The organism is Cyanobium sp. ULC082, from assembly GCF_977927535.1.
The window spans coordinates 881,216-897,102 of the sequence record NZ_OZ376397.1 but is presented as its reverse complement, the minus strand read 5'-3'; the positions used below and the strand labels follow the sequence as shown (position 1 = coordinate 897,102).

Annotated in this window: 16 protein-coding genes; 10 read left to right on the top strand and 6 right to left on the bottom strand. The window is 66.1% G+C overall.

What is annotated here, in order from left to right:
* The first annotated feature begins 38 nt into the window (after positions 1 to 38).
* The 6 genes from ACXMDY_RS04790 (at position 39) to ACXMDY_RS04765 (ending at position 6,435) form a co-directional block, all read left to right on the top strand.
* The gene (locus ACXMDY_RS04790) at positions 39 to 230 is read left to right on the top strand and encodes a hypothetical protein (RefSeq protein ID WP_259727274.1); all 192 of its coding nucleotides are present in this window, start codon (positions 39 to 41) and stop codon (positions 228 to 230) included.
* Positions 231 to 361: 131 nt separating this feature from the next.
* Positions 362 to 1,777, top strand: coding sequence for an RNA polymerase sigma factor RpoD (gene rpoD / locus ACXMDY_RS04785; RefSeq protein WP_259701320.1), 1,416 nt, complete (start codon positions 362 to 364; stop codon positions 1,775 to 1,777).
* A gap of 83 nt (positions 1,778 to 1,860) precedes the next feature.
* Entirely contained in the window at positions 1,861 to 2,940 is a 1,080-nt protein-coding gene (locus tag ACXMDY_RS04780) for a glycosyltransferase (RefSeq protein WP_259701321.1), read from the top strand.
* Positions 2,941 to 3,013: 73 nt separating this feature from the next.
* Positions 3,014 to 3,427: a DUF1824 family protein gene (locus ACXMDY_RS04775; protein ID WP_259701322.1), complete on the top strand. Its 414-nt coding sequence runs from the start codon at positions 3,014 to 3,016 to the stop codon at positions 3,425 to 3,427.
* 94 nt (positions 3,428 to 3,521) lie between these two features.
* A complete protein-coding gene (gene hemC, locus ACXMDY_RS04770; RefSeq protein ID WP_259701323.1) occupies positions 3,522 to 4,475 on the top strand; it encodes a hydroxymethylbilane synthase in 954 nt (317 codons plus the stop codon).
* Entirely contained in the window at positions 4,459 to 6,435 is a 1,977-nt protein-coding gene (locus tag ACXMDY_RS04765; RefSeq protein ID WP_259701324.1) for a chloride channel protein, read from the top strand. Before hemC ends, ACXMDY_RS04765 begins: the two co-directional genes overlap by 17 nt.
* Here the strand turns inward: ACXMDY_RS04765 and ACXMDY_RS04760 are convergent.
* The 3 genes from ACXMDY_RS04760 to ACXMDY_RS04750 are packed head-to-tail and all read right to left on the bottom strand — an operon-like array spanning position 6,425 to position 9,220.
* Positions 6,425 to 7,006 (bottom strand): L,D-transpeptidase, encoded by a 582-nt coding sequence (locus ACXMDY_RS04760; protein ID WP_259701325.1) that lies wholly within the window; start codon positions 7,004 to 7,006, stop codon positions 6,425 to 6,427. The two genes, ACXMDY_RS04765 and ACXMDY_RS04760, sit on opposite strands and share 11 nt — an antisense overlap.
* Before the next feature lie 17 nt (positions 7,007 to 7,023).
* Positions 7,024 to 7,611, bottom strand: coding sequence for an inorganic diphosphatase (locus tag ACXMDY_RS04755; RefSeq protein ID WP_259701326.1), 588 nt, complete (start codon positions 7,609 to 7,611; stop codon positions 7,024 to 7,026).
* Between the two features lie 34 nt (positions 7,612 to 7,645).
* The gene (locus tag ACXMDY_RS04750) at positions 7,646 to 9,220 is read right to left on the bottom strand and encodes a carboxypeptidase M32 (protein WP_457767410.1); all 1,575 of its coding nucleotides are present in this window, start codon (positions 9,218 to 9,220) and stop codon (positions 7,646 to 7,648) included.
* A gap of 62 nt (positions 9,221 to 9,282) precedes the next feature.
* Here ACXMDY_RS04750 and ACXMDY_RS04745 point away from each other — a divergent pair, with 62 nt between their 5' ends.
* Positions 9,283 to 9,729: a DUF2721 domain-containing protein gene (locus ACXMDY_RS04745; RefSeq protein ID WP_259700856.1), complete on the top strand. Its 447-nt coding sequence runs from the start codon at positions 9,283 to 9,285 to the stop codon at positions 9,727 to 9,729.
* A 162-nt stretch (positions 9,730 to 9,891) separates the two neighbouring features.
* Entirely contained in the window at positions 9,892 to 10,602 is a 711-nt protein-coding gene (locus ACXMDY_RS04740) for a helix-turn-helix transcriptional regulator (protein WP_259700857.1), read from the top strand.
* Positions 10,603 to 10,612: 10 nt separating this feature from the next.
* On the opposite strand, the gene ACXMDY_RS04735 is transcribed toward ACXMDY_RS04740, so the two are convergent.
* Positions 10,613 to 10,876 carry a hypothetical protein gene (locus ACXMDY_RS04735; protein WP_259700858.1) on the bottom strand — a complete coding sequence of 88 codons (264 nt, stop codon included), beginning with the start codon at positions 10,874 to 10,876 and terminating at the stop codon, positions 10,613 to 10,615.
* A gap of 35 nt (positions 10,877 to 10,911) precedes the next feature.
* Here ACXMDY_RS04735 and ACXMDY_RS04730 point away from each other — a divergent pair, with 35 nt between their 5' ends.
* Both ACXMDY_RS04730 and ACXMDY_RS04725 read left to right on the top strand, forming a co-directional pair.
* Positions 10,912 to 11,277, top strand: coding sequence for a hypothetical protein (locus tag ACXMDY_RS04730; RefSeq protein ID WP_457767409.1), 366 nt, complete (start codon positions 10,912 to 10,914; stop codon positions 11,275 to 11,277).
* An 82-nt stretch (positions 11,278 to 11,359) separates the two neighbouring features.
* Positions 11,360 to 11,650, top strand: coding sequence for a 4a-hydroxytetrahydrobiopterin dehydratase (locus tag ACXMDY_RS04725; protein ID WP_259700860.1), 291 nt, complete (start codon positions 11,360 to 11,362; stop codon positions 11,648 to 11,650).
* 1 nt (position 11,651) lies between these two features.
* Here ACXMDY_RS04725 and ACXMDY_RS04720 read toward each other — a convergent pair whose 3' ends face one another.
* Positions 11,652 to 13,259 (bottom strand): bifunctional aminoglycoside phosphotransferase/ATP-binding protein, encoded by a 1,608-nt coding sequence (locus ACXMDY_RS04720; protein ID WP_259700861.1) that lies wholly within the window; start codon positions 13,257 to 13,259, stop codon positions 11,652 to 11,654.
* Entirely contained in the window at positions 13,256 to 15,883 is a 2,628-nt protein-coding gene (clpB, locus tag ACXMDY_RS04715) for an ATP-dependent chaperone ClpB (protein WP_259700862.1), read from the bottom strand. The genes ACXMDY_RS04720 and clpB overlap by 4 nt, the downstream gene beginning before the upstream one ends.
* Positions 15,884 to 15,887: the final 4 nt, after the last annotated feature.

The following is a 15,887-nucleotide window of genomic DNA, read 5'->3' as shown; positions in this document are numbered from 1 at the left end:
AGAATGCATGGGTTGAGCAGCCTCTCAAGCTGCACCCGGTGCTGATCAGTGTTTCGTTCAGAGGGAAGACACGGCGAGAAAGCCTGTCGGAGTTTCCGCTCCTTCCTTTCTCCCAGTCTGCGATCACCCCTGACAACCCTGCAAAGGCCTCCGTGCTGTTCTACTTCGTTGTTGGCTCGACCTCGCTGATCACTGTTTTTCCCCTTGTCGTTTCAACCCCTGCCGGTTGAGCGCAGGGGCCAGGTTCTTGGCGGGTGATTTTTGCTTGTGCGTTCGCTGCGCGCCTGCACCACAGGCACTGCCCTGATCCGTCCATCCCCATCCGCTTCGCCCGATCCCGCTTCTTTAGCTGCCGATTCCTATGAGCCCTGTTGCCGCCCTGAAGTCCACGAAAGCCGAACCCGAGATCCTCGCGGTTGCGAACCAGGCGGGCGAGCAGGTCACCGTCGAGATCAAGCCCAAAGCACCCCGGGCCAAAGCCAGGCCCAAGCCCGATCCCACCGCCACCGATCCGGAATCGGCCCCGCTCAGCGACGGAGCTGTCAACACAGTGACGAGCACCCGCAAACCGGCGGCCAAGAAAGTCGGCACGAAAGCAGCGGCCACCAAGTCAACCGCAGGCAAGTCAACCGCAGGCAAGGCGGCCACCACCAAGGCGGCGAAGGCCAAGGCCGAGCCCACCGGCAGCCTCGATTTGCCCCTTGACATTGTTGAACTCGATGATGTCGCCGATCAGCTCCTGGCTGCGGCCGAGGGAGATGATCCTGCCCCCGCCGGCAAGCCTGTTGCCAGCAAGGCGCTGGCCAGCATCAAGGTGGGTCCGAAGGGTGTCTACACCGAGGATTCGATCAGGGTCTATCTCCAGGAGATCGGCCGGATCCGGTTGCTGCGGCCTGATGAGGAGATCGAGCTCGCCCGCAAGATCGCCGACCTGCTTCTGCTCGAGGAGCTCGCAACCCAGTTCGAGCAGGACAACGGCCATTACCCCGATGTCAAGGAGTGGGCTGTTCTCGTTGACATGACCCTGCTGAAGTTCCGGCGGCGGTTGATGCTGGGTCGGCGCGCCAAGGAAAAGATGGTGCAGTCCAACCTGCGCCTGGTGGTGTCGATTGCCAAGAAATACATGAACCGAGGCCTCTCCTTCCAGGATCTGATCCAGGAGGGCAGCCTCGGCCTGATCCGTGCCGCCGAGAAGTTCGACCACGAGAAAGGCTACAAATTCTCCACCTATGCCACCTGGTGGATCCGTCAGGCGATCACCCGCGCCATCGCCGACCAGAGCCGCACCATCCGGCTGCCGGTTCATCTCTACGAAACCATTTCGAGGATCAAGAAAACCACCAAGGTGCTCAGCCAGGAGTTCGGACGCAAACCCACCGAAGAAGAGATTGCTGAAAGCATGGAAATGACGATCGAGAAGCTGCGCTTCATCGCCAAGTCAGCCCAGTTGCCGATCTCCCTGGAAACTCCGATCGGCAAGGAGGAAGATTCACGCCTCGGCGACTTCATCGAAGCCGACATTGAAAATCCAGAGCAGGATGTCGCCAAGAACCTGCTGCGTGAAGATCTTGAAGGCGTTCTGGCCACCCTGAGCCCCCGGGAGCGGGATGTGCTGCGCCTGCGCTACGGCCTTGATGATGGCCGCATGAAGACCCTTGAAGAAATCGGTCAGATCTTCGATGTGACCCGCGAACGCATCCGTCAGATCGAAGCCAAAGCCCTGCGCAAGCTCCGTCACCCAAACCGCAACGGCGTCCTGAAGGAGTACATCAAGTAACCTTCCGCAGCTTCGAACCCAGCGGATTGGTCTCTCTTCCCCGCACCTCCCAGGCAGGGCATTCGCCAGCATCGGCACCTCGGGTGTCGATCATTCTTCCCACCTTCAACGAATGCGCCACGATCACCGTGATCCTGCAGCAGTTGCTGTTGCTGAGGGATCGGTGGTCGATTGAGCTGATCGTGGTCGACGACGACTCCGCTGACGGCACGGCCGAGCAGGTGAGGAAACTCGCCCACCAGCAACCGGAGATCCGCCTGATCCGACGGGTCGGCCGCTCCGGTCTCTCCAGCGCCATCAAGGAAGGTCTGCTCGATGCCACCGGTGATCTTGCCGTGGTGATGGACTGTGATGGTCAGCATCAACCGATTGCGGTGGGCTTGGCGCTGGAGGCCCTGCTGAGCCAGGGCAGTGATCTGGTGATCGGCAGCCGGTTTCACCCTGAAGCTTCGATCCTGGGCCTGTCGGACTCACGCCAGGATCAATCGATCCTGGCCAACCGGCTGGCGCGGTTCAGCCTGCCCCGCTACCGGCAGCTCACCGATTACATGAGTGGCTTCATGGCGATGAACCTGGATCGCTGCATGCCCTGGGTGCGGCAGGTGGATGTTCAGGGGTTCAAGTTTCTCTATGAACTGCTGGCCCTCAGCCGGGGCCAGTTGAAGGTGGCTGAGATCCCGCTCCACTTTCAGAGCCGCAGCCACGGAAGCTCAAAGCTGGATCAGGCAGTGCTCTGGGACTTCGGTGTTTCGATCCTGCACACCCTGCTGTTGAGGCTGGTGCCGCGCCGTGCGGTGAGCTTCGCTCTGGTGGGCCTGAGCGGAGTCGGCCTCCAGCTGCTGGCCTCCAAGCTGTTGATGCTGATCGGCCTTTCCTTCGAGCTGGCCTTGCCGGTTGCCGTGCTTGTTTCGGCAATCTCCAACTATCTGATCAACAACAGTCTCACCTTTCGCCATCGCCGGCTCCAGGGCATGCCGTTGCTGGCGGGTCTGGTCAAGTTTCTGGCGGTGGCCTCCCTGCCGATGCTGGCCAACGTTGGACTGGCGAGTCTGTTTTACAACCAGATTTCCAATGACACCTTCTTCGCGCAGATCGCCGGCATCGCCGTGGTGTTCGTCTGGAACTATGCCGCCACGTCGCGATTTGTCTGGAACAGTCCCTAGCTGACGGCTGGCTGGCTGCTCGCCCCAAGCCAGGACCTGGAGGGGCAGAGTGGCCGGACGTCCCGCTGACCCGATGAACCCACCCACGGATCTTCCTGAGCTGGCCTCCCTCGCCGACCTCTGCGGCCTGCGCACCGCCCCGTCCATCGATGACCGGCAACAGGAGCGGATCCTGCGGGAGCTGCTGGCCACGGTCGCGGGCTGTGAGTGGTTCACGGTCGGGGTGATGGCTCCATCCGGAGCGGCCGCCGTCGCGGCTCTGCGCAGCTGTGAGCGGGCCCTGGGCTGGCAGGCCCTGGTCGCAGAGGCAGACGCCCTCCCGGCGGCGGCGGGTCCGGTGTTCCTCAAGGGAAACCAGAGCACCGGTCTGTTCAGGCTCCGACCTGAAACCGGTCTGGGCCACGGGCTGCTGATCACCGGCCATCACGGTTCGGATCCGGACGCCGAAGGCACATGGGGACCGTTCCCCCTGGATTTCTTTGGCTGATCACGATCTTTCCCGGTCAGGGCGAGTGGTGGACGGCTGGTCCTTAGGCTGAGCGGCTGTAGGACGGCCACTGGCCGGTTTGAGGATTGAGTTGATGGCTGGCTCCACCCTGCGCATCGCCTCCCGCCGCAGTCAGCTGGCGATGGTGCAGACCCACTGGGTGCGTGATGAACTGGCTCTGGCCCATCCGGGGCTGGAGATCAGCATCGAGGCGATGGCCACCCAGGGGGACAAGATTCTCGATGTGGCCCTGGCGAAGATCGGCGACAAGGGCCTGTTCACCAAGGAACTGGAGGCCCAGATGCTCCTGGACCGGGCCGATATCGCCGTGCACAGCCTCAAGGATCTGCCCACCAATCTTCCCGATGGCCTGGTGCTGGGCTGCATCACCGAACGGGAAGACCCGGCCGATGCCCTGGTGGTGCACGCCAGGCATGCCGACAAATCCCTGGCCACCCTGCCCGAGGGCAGCGTGGTGGGCAGCAGCTCCCTGCGGCGCCTGGCCCAGCTTCGCCACCATTACCCCCATCTGGTGTTCAAGGATGTGCGCGGCAACGTGATCACCCGGCTGGAAAAGCTCGATGCCGGTGCTTATGACTGCCTGATCCTGGCGGCGGCGGGACTGGGGCGGCTCGGGCTGTCGGGACGGATCCACGAGCGGATCGCCCCGGAGATCTCGCTTCATGCCGTCGGGCAGGGTGCCCTCGGCATCGAGTGCCGCAGTGGTGACGAACAGGTGATCGGCCAGCTGAAGGCCCTTGAGCACACTCCCTCATCCCGCCGCTGCCTGGCCGAGCGAGCCTTCCTCCGCCAACTGGAGGGAGGCTGCCAGGTTCCGATCGGCGTGAACACCCGCTTTGAGGCCGAGGCCCTCGTGCTCACCGGCATGGTCGCCAGCCTGGATGGCCAGCGTCTGATCCGTGATGAGGTGAGTGGCGATCAGAGCAATCCGGAAGCGGTCGGCATCGCCCTCGCTGAGCGCCTCCGGGCCCAGGGCGCCGGAGAGATTCTGGAGGAGATCTTTGCAACCGTTGGCCGCGAGCACTGAGCTGGTTCCATCGCCTCCGGTGGCTGAGCAGGAGAGCGAGCCCCGCGCGATTCCCTTTCAGTGGAACCTGCTCGCCTGGGCTGCCCTCGTCGGGGTGCTGACCGGCCTGGCGGTGGTCGGTTTCCACTTCCTGCTCGGGTACATCAACCAGTTCCTGTTCGGCACCGTGGTGGAGACGGTGATGGGCGTGCTGGGCACGGTGGGATCTCCCGAAACCCCGGTGGAGATCTTCAATCCCGCCGAGCCCGAATCCAGCACACCTCTCAAGGCCCTGCTGCAGCTCGGCCTGGGCGGAATCGGTTTCCTGCCACCACCGCCGGCGCCCCCGGAACCCCTGCCCGCAGCCACCATCGCCGTGAATTGGCTCTCCTCCTGGCCGGTGCTGGTGGTGCCGATGCTGGGCGGGCTGCTGGTTGGCCTGCTGCGCCAGCTCGCCAGGGATCTCGGCCCCGGGCTGCCCAGCCTGATGGCGATGGCCGATGGCATGGTGCGGGCCGCACCGAAGCTGCCGCTGCTGCGGCTGGTGGCTGCCGCACTCAGTCTGGGCAGTGGCGCATCGCTCGGACCGGAGGGACCGAGCGTGGAAGGCGGCGGCAACATCGGGCTCTGGGTCGGCCAGCGCGGCTCGCTTTCGCCGGAGTCCCAGAAGGCGCTGGTGGCTGCGGGGGTGGCGGCCGGTCTGGCGGCCGGATTCCGGGCACCGATCGCTGGCGTGTTCTTCGCCTTCGAAGGGGCCTACAGCACGATCCCCGGCCGCCCCAGCCTGCGGGGAGTGCTGGTGGCCGCGGTCAGCTCGGCCCTGGTCACCCAGCTCTGCCTGGGTGATGAACCGATTTTCAGGCTGCCCGCCTATGACGTTCGCTCACCGCTGGAGTTACCGCTTTACCTCGGGCTTGGCGTGGTGGCGAGCCTGATCTCCTGGGCACTGGTGACTCTGCTGGCGGCCGGGCGCAGCGGACCGGTGCAGCGCCAGATGGGCCGGCTCGCCCCCTGGCTGCTCAACGCCCTCGGCGGGCTCGGGGTCGGGGTGTTGGCCCTGGGCTTTCCCGAGGTGCTCGGGGTCGGCTACGACACGATCGAAGCGCTGCTCGGCAATGAGGGGGGCATCGCTCTGGGCACTCTGCTGGCCCTCCTGGTCGTGAAGCTGCTGGCCACAGGGCTCAGCAATGCCACCGGGTTCGTGGGTGGTGGATTCGCGCCCTCGCTGTTTCTCGGGGCGGTGCTGGGCAACTGCTATGGCCAGTTGCTGGGGGAGGGTGGGCTGCATCTGCCCGTGGCCGAACCCCCCGCCTACGCGATGGTCGGGATGGCGGCGGTGCTGGCCGGCAGCGCCCGGGCCCCGCTCACCGCACTGCTGCTGCTGTTCGAGCTCACCCATGACATCCGCATCGTGCTTCCCCTGATGGCCGCCACCGGCCTGAGCGCCTTGCTGGTCGAGCGCTGGCAGGGCTTCCAGGACCGTGGCCTGCTGGGCGCCGACCCGCTGGAGGAGAAACGCAGGCTTCAACTGGCCGCCCTGCCGGTGTCGGAGGCTTTCGGGACGGATGTCCCCCTCGTGTTGCCGGCCGCCACACCGGCGGCGGCGGCGGTGGCCCGACTGACCGAGGTCCATGGCCACTGTCTGATCGCCGTCGAGGCGGACCGGGCTGTGGCACTGGTCACCCTGCAGGATCTGCAGCGGGGCCTCAGCGCTGGAATCGAACGACAGGAAGCCGTGAGGGTGAACGATTGCCGCCGCAGCGATCTGGTCTGGCTGCCCCTGACGGCAAGGCTGGACAGGCTTGAGGATCAACTCACTCCCAATGGCCTGCGCCAGGTTCCTGTGTTCGCCGTGGAGGAAGGGGTTGGAGGATATCTTCCCCACGGCCTGCCTGCCGATGGCCTGCCGATTGGGGCCCTGCGCGGACTGGCCAGCCGTGACGGCCTGGCCCTGGCCCTGGCCCGGCAGCTCAGCGCTTGACCACGACGGGAGTCCCCACCTCCACCTGATCGAACAGCGCCCGGACATGGGGGGTGAGCATCCGCACGCAGCCGCGCGAAACGGCCTCGCGACCCTTGACCGTCCACTCCCAGGCGGTGGGGGTGCCGTGGATGCCGTACTGATCCTTGGTGGTGGTGTGGAACCCGATCCAGCGGTCACCGAGGGGACCCTGGGCCCCTCGGGTGGGGTTGATCTTGCCGGAGACCGTGCTCTGGTACTGGGGATTGACCACCTTGTTGCGCACCTTGAAGCTGCCCGTGGGGGTGGGGGTGGAGGGATCTCCGATCGCCACCGGCCAGCTGCCGATCACCTTGCCGTTGTCCAGCAGGCTGATCGTGCGCTTGCCGAGTTCCAGCACGATTTCCCTGGTGCTGGTGACGGCGGCGGTGCTGGGGTTCGCCGGGGTGACAGCGGCGGGGACCGGGGCAGGCGTCACGAGCGTTGCACTCTGCCCGGTCCGCCCAGGCAGGGCGGCGGTGCCAAGCGCCAGCACAGCGAGGGCGGGGAGGAGACGGACCAGCCGCTGGGGAGAGAGATGCTTCATCGCCATGGAGGTGTACGGGGGCGTCAGTTGACGAGCTTGGGATCAATCTCGCTGTTGTAGCGCGCTTCGCAAGCCTTGACGATCCTCACCGCCTCCTCGGTTCCGAAGAAGCCGTTGACGTGGCAGGTGCCGGGCTTCTTGAGGTCCTTGTAGTGCTCCCAGTAGTACTGGGTTTCCTTCAGCCATTGCGCGCCGAGCTGCTCGCAGCTGGTGATGTGCTCCACCCGTTTGTCGTCGGCCAGCACGGCGATCACCTTGTCGTCCACCTCGCCGCCATCGTCAAAGGTCATGATCCCGATGATCCGCGCCTCAACCAGGCTGCCCGCCACCAGCGGTTCAGTGACATGGACGATTTCGATGTCGAGCGGATCGCCGTCTTCGTCCCAGGTGCGGGGGATGCAGCCGTAGGCGAATGGATAGGCCAGGGAGGAGTACCCGACCCGATCGAGCTTGAGCTGGCCCGATTCGGTGATCAGTTCGTACTTGTTGATCGTCATCGAATTCACCTCGATGATCGCGTTCAGCCGCAGCTCGGCTTCATCGGCGAAAGCCGGCAGCACATGCAGCAGGTTGAGCATCGTGCGGCTGGGGGCATGGTCGATGTTCGCCATGGCGAGAGCAGAGGAAGGACGTGCGGCCGTGATCCTACGGATGCCCACTCGAGAGCTTCTCCAGCTTTGCTTCCAGGTAGGTGAGGAAGGCGCTGGAGTCGAGCCGGGCCCCACTCACCCGCAGCACCAGTTCCTCGCCGGTGACACTCCGGCCGAGCGGATGCACGTGCAGACGCAGCCAGTCCAGCAGGGCCCGGTCGTCCCCTGCCGTCAGCCGCGCTTCGATCGGGCCGATCTCCCGCTCCATCGCTTCCGCCAGCTGGGCCGAGATCAGGTGGCCGAGCGCATAGGAAGGGAAGTAGCCGAACAGGCCCTCGCTCCAGTGGACGTCCTGGAGACAACCTTCGGCGTCGTTGCCGGGCGCGATGCCGAGCATCGCCAGCATGCGGCGGTTCCATTCGGCTGGCAGCTCCTGCACCGACAGGCCACCCTCCAGCAGCGCCAGTTCCAGCTCGTAGCGCAACAGGATGTGGAGGCAGTAGCTGAGTTCGTCGGATTCGACCCGGATCAGCCCTGGTCGTCGGGGGTTGAGCTCGCGCCAGAAGGCGGCAGGGTCCTGCCACTGGGCGCCGGCCTGGCCGGCATTCCGGGCCGTCTGCCGCTCGATCGCCTGACGGAATCGCGGCTGCCAGCGCCGCGCAAAGGCTTCACCGCGTCCCACCCGGCACTCCCAGAACAGACTCTGGCTCTCGTGCACTCCCATCGAGGTGGCATCGCCCAGGGGCCAGGCGAACCACTGCTGGTCGTGGCGGGGCAGTCCCTGTTCGTAGAGGGAGTGGCCCCATTCGTGGGCGGTGGCGAGAAAGGCGGAGAACGGCTGGCCAGGCACGATCCGGCTGGTGATACGGAAATCGGCCGGACCGAGGGTGGTGGAGAAGGGGTGCGGAGAGCGGGCCAGCACCGCCTGGCTGGGGTCGAAGCCCCACTCCTGGAGAAGCTGCTGGCAGAGCCGCTCCTGCGCCGTGTCTGACAGCACCGCCTGGTGCGGATCGAGCGCCATGGCCGACACCTGTCGGCCATGGCGCTCGATCAGCGGGGGCAGTCGTTGGCCCAGGGGCTTGAACAGGGTTGCCAGCCTTGCCTTGCTGATCCCCGGCTCGAAGGGCTGGGCGAGGATTTCCCAGCAACTGCGCGGCCGGCCCTCGGCATCGCGCTCGACCGGGGCCAGCTGACGGGCCTGTTCCTGGCGCAGGGCGATCAGCTCGGCCAGGGCCGGGGCGAAGCGGGCATGGTCGGCCTGGCTGCGGGCCTCCTGCCAGAGGGCGTAACCCCTCGTCCTGGCCAGGGAAAGCGCTGCCACCAGAGCAGGGTCCAGCAGCCGTTGTCGCTCGAGGTCCCGGCGCAGCAGGGCCAGGTTCTGTCGCCAGGGGTCGGTGGCTGGTCTGGCTCCGAGCTCGGCTTCGGCGGCGGCCAGGATGTCGGCGTAGGCGGCGCTGCTCTGGCGCTCGTGCAGCTGGCGGGCCAGCAGGGCCAGCTGCTCACCCCGCCAGGCAGCGCCGGCGCTGGGCATCAGCGTGTTCTGATCCCAGTAGAGCGTTCCATGGATACTGCCGAGCAGCCGGGTCTCCCGGACATGGGCTGCCAGCCTCTGCCTCGCCTGATTCGTCATCCCGTTGCTGCTCCTGGACCGATGCTGCAACCATTGAAACGATCCGCCATGCCAAGGGGCCGATGAGCCTGACTGATGCGACAGCGGTGGCCGGCCTGTCCCGGGCGATTCAACTGTCCGTTGCTCCGGTGTTCCTGCTCACCGGCATCGGCGGCCTGCTGGGCACCTTCACGGCTCGTCTGAGTCGGATCATCGATCGCACCCGCGTTCTGCAGGAGGCGATGGAGAAGGGCAACATCGCCCAGGCGAAGCAGTTGAAGGCGGTGCTGACCGTGCAACGCCGTCGCCTGTTTCTGATCAATCGGGCCATCCTCTGCGCCACGTTCACGGCCCTGCTGGTTTCCGGTGTGGTGGCGGTGCTGTTCATCAGCGCCGTTGCGGCCGTTGATCTTGCCGCGATCGTGGTGCCGGTGTTCGTGCTGGCGATGGCCTCGCTGATCCTGGCCCTGCTGCTCTTCCTGGTGGAGGTGCAACTGGCGATCTCCCAGAACCCACGGCGCTACTACTGATCCAACGCCGCTTTTCCTGACCCAGTCCCGATCAACCAGCCGCGGGGATCGGCAGGGGATCGCCAGGATTCGACCGGGACGTCGTGACCATGTCAGGATCTCCTGACATGGTCTTGTCATCCGGGCTTATCGCATCAACGTAAATGCCTCAGGACCTGGTCCATGGACATGACCCCACTGCTGGGGCCCGGTGGCCAGGCCAGAGATGAGGCGATCGAGCTGCTCCGGGGTCGAACGCTGATGATCGTCAGTGGCCGCCGGCTGCTGATCACCCTGATCACCCATTCCGTCGGCGAGCCAGCCCAGTGGATCGGAGCTGCCACCTGCCAGACAGAAGGGCTGGCCCTGCTCAGCAGGCGGCTCCCCGATCTGCTGTTCGTGACCCATCCCCTGGAGGCCGGCAGCGGCTGCCAGTTCGTCCGGGAGGCCAAACGGCTCTATCCCCGCCTGGCCTGCCTGCTGCTGCTCGAGCGGGACACCCCTGACGTTCTGCTGGCGGCCCTTGAATCCAACTGTGACGGCATCTGCCTGGAGCGTCGCGTCGGTCTCGGCACCCTGGTTGCAGCGATCAAGGCCGTGCTCGGCACGGGCGGGGTGTACATGGATACGGCCGTGGCCGCCCTGCTGCAGCGCAGCAGCCGTGGCCTGGGCGATGGTGAGCCGGAACGGCTGACGCCCCGGCAACTGCAGGTGGTCGAAGCGATGCTGCAGGGTTGTGAAACCCATGAAATCGCCCAGCGATTCCACATTTCCGTGGAAACGGTGCGAAGCCATATCAAGGCCGTGCTGAGCAAGCTCAAGGCCCGCACGCGGCTGGATGCGGGCCTGATTGCCCTGCGGCTTGGACTGGTGAGCTGGGATCCACCCGGTTGAGCAGGCCCGATCATTTGCGGCGGCAATAGCCACCGCCGATGTTCATCCAGCCCGACTGGCAGGCTTCACCGTTGGTCGGTGCCACGGTGTAGCTGACGACGCCGAGGGTGCTGCACTTGCCGTTGAAGGTGTCCACATAGCCCAGGGGGCAGAGGGCCTGAAGTTTGGGGATCACCTCCTGGGCCTGGGCCCCGGGGCCTGTGGCCAGAATGGCTCCAGACCCGAGCAGGCTGATGAGAATGGAGAACCAATGACGACAGGCGCGACGCTCCATGGCTGGGCAAGTGACCGGATCGATCACCCAAGCCTATGGGGCCCCGGTCGGTGCTGAGTCAGCAGCCCAGTGGCGCTCCCCTCGATGGCCCGGCAGCCACTGATTGGGCCGTTCTCTCGGCTCAGATCGCCGCCCTGCAAGCGGAACTCAGGGCGCTGAACGCCCGGCTCAGCGACCTGGCCCCCACTCTCGATCGGTTGGCCGGCCTGGTGGATTCATCGCCCTCCCAGCAGCCTGCCGCCCCCCTCCTTTCCGCCTCGACCCTGCTGGCCCGCCGCAATGGTGAGCGGCTCAATGCCGAGGTGCTGCGCCGCAGCGCCCAGGGAGTCGACCCCGACAACGACACGGAGCTGGATCTGATGATCGATCGCCTCCACGACCTCTCCGAGCCCAGTGACTGAATGGACCTGCCGACCTGCTCCCGCTCAGCACGGATCAGGGCAGGCCTCTGCCAGGCTGGAATCCCGACTGGCTCAAGTCGCCATGGTTGCCAAATCGCTTTCCGCCGAAGAGATCGCCGCACTCGAGATCGAGCTGCCTGACTGGAGTGTGGTGAACGGCAAGCTGCATCGCGGCTTGCTGTTCACCTCCTTTGTGGAAGCTTTCGGTTTCCTCACCCAGGTGGCCTTGATCGCCGAATCGATGGGTCACCATCCGGAGCTCGGCAACATCTACAACCGGGTGATGATCGACCTCACCACCCATGACACCGGGGGCCTCTCCAGCCTCGACCTGGAGCTCGCCAGGCGGATCGACGGGCTGCTGAACGACTGACTCATCGCCCGGCTGGCTCGATCAATCGAGACCAGATCTCGATCAACAGAGCAGCGACCCGCGGTCCTTCAGCCTCTGTCTGGCCGGGGAGGTCGGCTGGCACCGTCAGGGTGCGCTCAGCTTCCTGCGGCAGCAAGGGATCGGTGGCCAGCCGCTGGGCCGCCTGAATCACCGCATCGGCGTCGCTGGGGTCGTCGTTGCGGCGGTAGCGCTGCTCCAGGCGCGCCTCGATCACGGCCTGGGGAGTGTGCAGATCGAGGATCAACCAGGGAACCGCCAGCTCGCCCGCCAGCGCCACGGCCCGGGCTCGGCTGGAGCGAGCCAGATGGGTGGCATCGAGCAGCACGGTGCGCCCCTGGCGGAGGCTGGCGGCGGCGGCGGCGAGCAGGGCCGCTTCAGTGCGTTGATGGGCTGCTGCGCCATAGAGCTGATCCCGCTCGGCGCCGACAGTCCGCGCCAGGGGCGCCAGCCCATGCAACTGCTTGCGAATCCTGTCGCTCTGGAGATGATCCGCCAGCAACCAGGGGGCCAGCTCTCTGGCCAGCTGGCTCTTGCCGCTGCCGGAACTCCCCCGCAGCAGCAGCAGAGCCGGCGGGGTCTGGCCGCTGCCGGCATAGGCCAGGGCGAGGCTGAGCTGGGCCTGGGCCATCCGGGCGGCCTGCTGCCGCTGGGCGGCCGGGATTTCCGGCTCCAGGCAGGTGGCGGCCGCCACCTTGGCCCGCACATGGGCGCGATAGGCGCAGAACAGGGCAAACACGGCCGGCTCGATTGCCCGGCCATAGCCTTCGAGCAGGGGTTCGATCAGCTCGCTGTGGCCCGCCGCCTGGAGCTCCATGGCCAGGAAGGCCAGATCGGAGCCGGCATCGATCCGGCGCAGGCTCGCATTGAATTCCACCCCATCCACCACGGCAATCGGCTCCAGCAGCAGCACATGCTCAAGCCGGAGATCGCCGTGGCCATCCACGGCCCAGCCGGCTCCCAGCCGCTGCCGCAGCAGGTGCCGCTGCCTCCGCAGGGCCAGGGCCAGAAGATGGTCGAGCTGGCGGTGCACAGAGGCGGGCACCAGTGCCGGCACACAGGAGCGGGTGGAGCGCAGATTGCTGTGCAGCACCCGGCTGAAGTCTTTGAGCAGGCTGGTGGACCTGGCGGCCGTGAGGAGATGCTGGCGGTGAAAGGCGGCGATGCGGCTGCCCACGGCCCGCAGCGTTTCCGGACCGACCTGTCCTGCCGCCAGCCGGGCCTGGAGGGTGTCGGCGGCGGCGAAGCGACGCATCACCACCACGGGTTCAGGTCCCCGGGGTCCGATCAGCTGGCTCACACCGAGGTAGAGATCCGGCGCCAGGCGGCGGTTGAGCCGCACTTCCTCCTCACACCAGTGCAGGCGGAGCTCTGGGCTGCTGTAATCGAGCAGGTCCCAGAGCCGCAGAGGCTTCTTGAGCTTGTAGGCCCGCTGCGGGGTCAGGAACACAACGCTGATGTGGGTCTGAATCACCTCCACCCGCCGCTGCTCTGGGGCCACCCCCTCCCAGTCAGCGGCTGGATAGGCCGAAGGCAGTGAGAGGGCCGCGATCAGGGCGTCGAGGCTGGCGTCAGCAGCTCCTTCGCTCACACGCTCACCAACGGCTGGTGGCGATGGGGCCGCAGGGCCAGCCGCGGGCTGCCACCCTCCTGTTCAACGTCCACGGCAATCGTGCTTCCCTCGGGGAACGTGCCGGTCAGGATCGCCTTGGCGATCGGTGTTTCCAGCTCGCGCTGGATCGCCCGTTTGAGGGGCCTGGCCCCGTACACCGGGTCGTAGCCGACCGTGGCGATCCAGTCGAGTGCCGCAGTGCTCAAGGTGAGATCGAGCTTGCGTTCCTCCAGCCGCCGCCGCAGCCGCTCCACCTGAAGCACCACGATCTGCCGCAGTTCCTCGGCCCGCAGGCTGTGGAAGATGATCGTTTCATCAAGCCGGTTGAGAAATTCGGGGCGGAAGTGCGCCCGCAGGGCGTCGTTCACCCGCTTCTCCATTTCGCCGTGGCGGGCTGGATCACCGGCCAGATCGAGGATCGAGGCGCTGCCGATGTTGCTGGTGAGGATCAGCACGGTGTTGGTGAAATCCACCGTGCGGCCCTGGCCGTCAGTGACGCGGCCGTCATCGAGGATCTGCAGCATCACATTGAACACATCGGGGTGGGCCTTCTCCACCTCGTCGAACAGGATCACCGCATAGGGCCGGCGCCGCACCGCTTCGGTGAGCTGGCCGCCCTCCTCGTAGCCCACGTAGCCCGGAGGCGCGCCGATCAGGCGGCTGACGGCGTGCTTCTCCATGTATTCGCTCATGTCAATGCGCACCATGGCGTCGTCGCTGTCGAACAGCTGGGCGGCCAGGGCTTTGCACAGCTCGGTTTTGCCCACGCCGGTGGGGCCGAGGAACAGGAAGCTGGCGATCGGCCGGTTGGGATCGCTGAGCCCGGCGCGGGAGCGCTGGATCGCATCGGCCACGGCGGTGACGGCCTGTTCCTGGCCGATCACGCGGGCGTGCAGATCCGCTTCGAGATGCAGCAGTTTCTCCATCTCGCTCTGCACCAGCCGCGCCACCGGGATGCCGGTCCACTTGGCGATCACTTCGGCGATGTCCTCCTCGGTGACCTCTTCGCGCAGCAGGGTCTTGTCGGCACCGGCGGCATTGAGCTCGGTTTCCTTGGCCGCCAGCTTCTTGTTGAGTTCGGCCAGGGTGCCGTATTCGAGCTGGGCTGCCTTGTTGAGGTCGTAGCTGCGCTTGGCCTGCTCCACCTGCAGTTGCACCTGCTCGATCTCCTCCTTGATGGCGCTGAGTTCATCGATCGAACCCTTCTCCTTCTGCCACTGGGCGTTGAGGCCGCTCTGCTGCTCGCCCAGCTCGGCCAGCTCCCGCTCGATCCGCTCCAGGCGTTCCTTGCTGGCGGCATCGGATTCACGCCCGAGCGACAGCTTCTCCATCTCCAGCTGGAGGATCTTGCGATCGATCTCGTCGATCTGCTCCGGCTTGGAGGTGATCACCATCTTCAGCCGGGCGGCCGATTCATCCATCAGGTCGATCGCCTTATCGGGCAGGAACCGATCGGCGATGTAGCGGCTGCTGAGCACGGCGGCGGCGACCAGAGCGCTGTCGGCGATGCGCACGCCGTGGTGCACCTCGTAGCGTTCCTTGAGGCCGCGCAGGATCGAGATCGTGTCTTCCACGGTGGGCTGATCCACGAACACCTGCTGGAAGCGGCGCTCCAGGGCGGGATCCTTCTCGATGTGCTGGCGGTGCTCATCGAGGGTGGTGGCGCCGATGCAGCGCAGTTCGCCGCGGGCCAGCATCGGCTTGAGCAGGTTGCTCGCATCCATCGAGCCACCGGCGGCGCCGGCCCCCACCACCGTGTGGATCTCATCGATGAACAGCACGATCTGGCCCTCTGAGGACGTGACCTCCTTGAGCACCGCCTTCAGCCGCTCCTCGAATTCGCCGCGGTACTTGGCACCGGCGATCAGGGCGCCCATGTCCAGGGAGATCAGCTGACGGTTCTGCAGCGCCTGCGGCACATCGCCGTTGACGATCCGCTGGGCCAGGCCCTCCACGATGGCCGTCTTGCCCACACCCGGCTCCCCGATCAGCACCGGGTTGTTCTTGGTGCGGCGCGAGAGGATCTGGATCGTGCGGCGGATTTCCTCGTCGCGGCCGATCACCGGGTCGAGCTTGCCCTCACGGGCGGCCGCCGTCAGGTCGCGGCCGTACTTCTCCAGGGATTCGTAGGTGCCTTCGGGGTTCTGGTCGGTCACTTTCTGGCTGCCGCGTACCGACTCGATCGCTGCCAGCAGCTTGGTCTTGTCGGTGCCGGCCTGGGTGAGCAGCTGGCGGCCGCAGCGTGGATCGACAGCCAGGGCCAGCAGCAGGTGCTCGATCGAGAGAAAGCTGTCGCCGAATTCCTGCTTGAGGGCTTCGGCCTGGTCGAGCAGGGTGCCCAGGCCCTTGCCGAGGAAGACCGTTTCAGCCGCTGAACTGAGGCTCGGCTGGGCGGCCAGGAAAGCCTCCACCTTCTGGCTGAGCAGGTCGGGGTTCACCCCCGCCTTCTCGAGGATTCGACCGGCCAGGCCCTGGTCGGCCAGCAGGGCGGCGAACAGGTGCTCGGTTTCGAGTTGCTGATGGCGCCTCTTCTGGGCGAGTAGCTGGGCCGCCACCACGGCAGCCCAGGCTTTTTCAGTGAACTGCTCGGCGGTGGGATGCATGGCG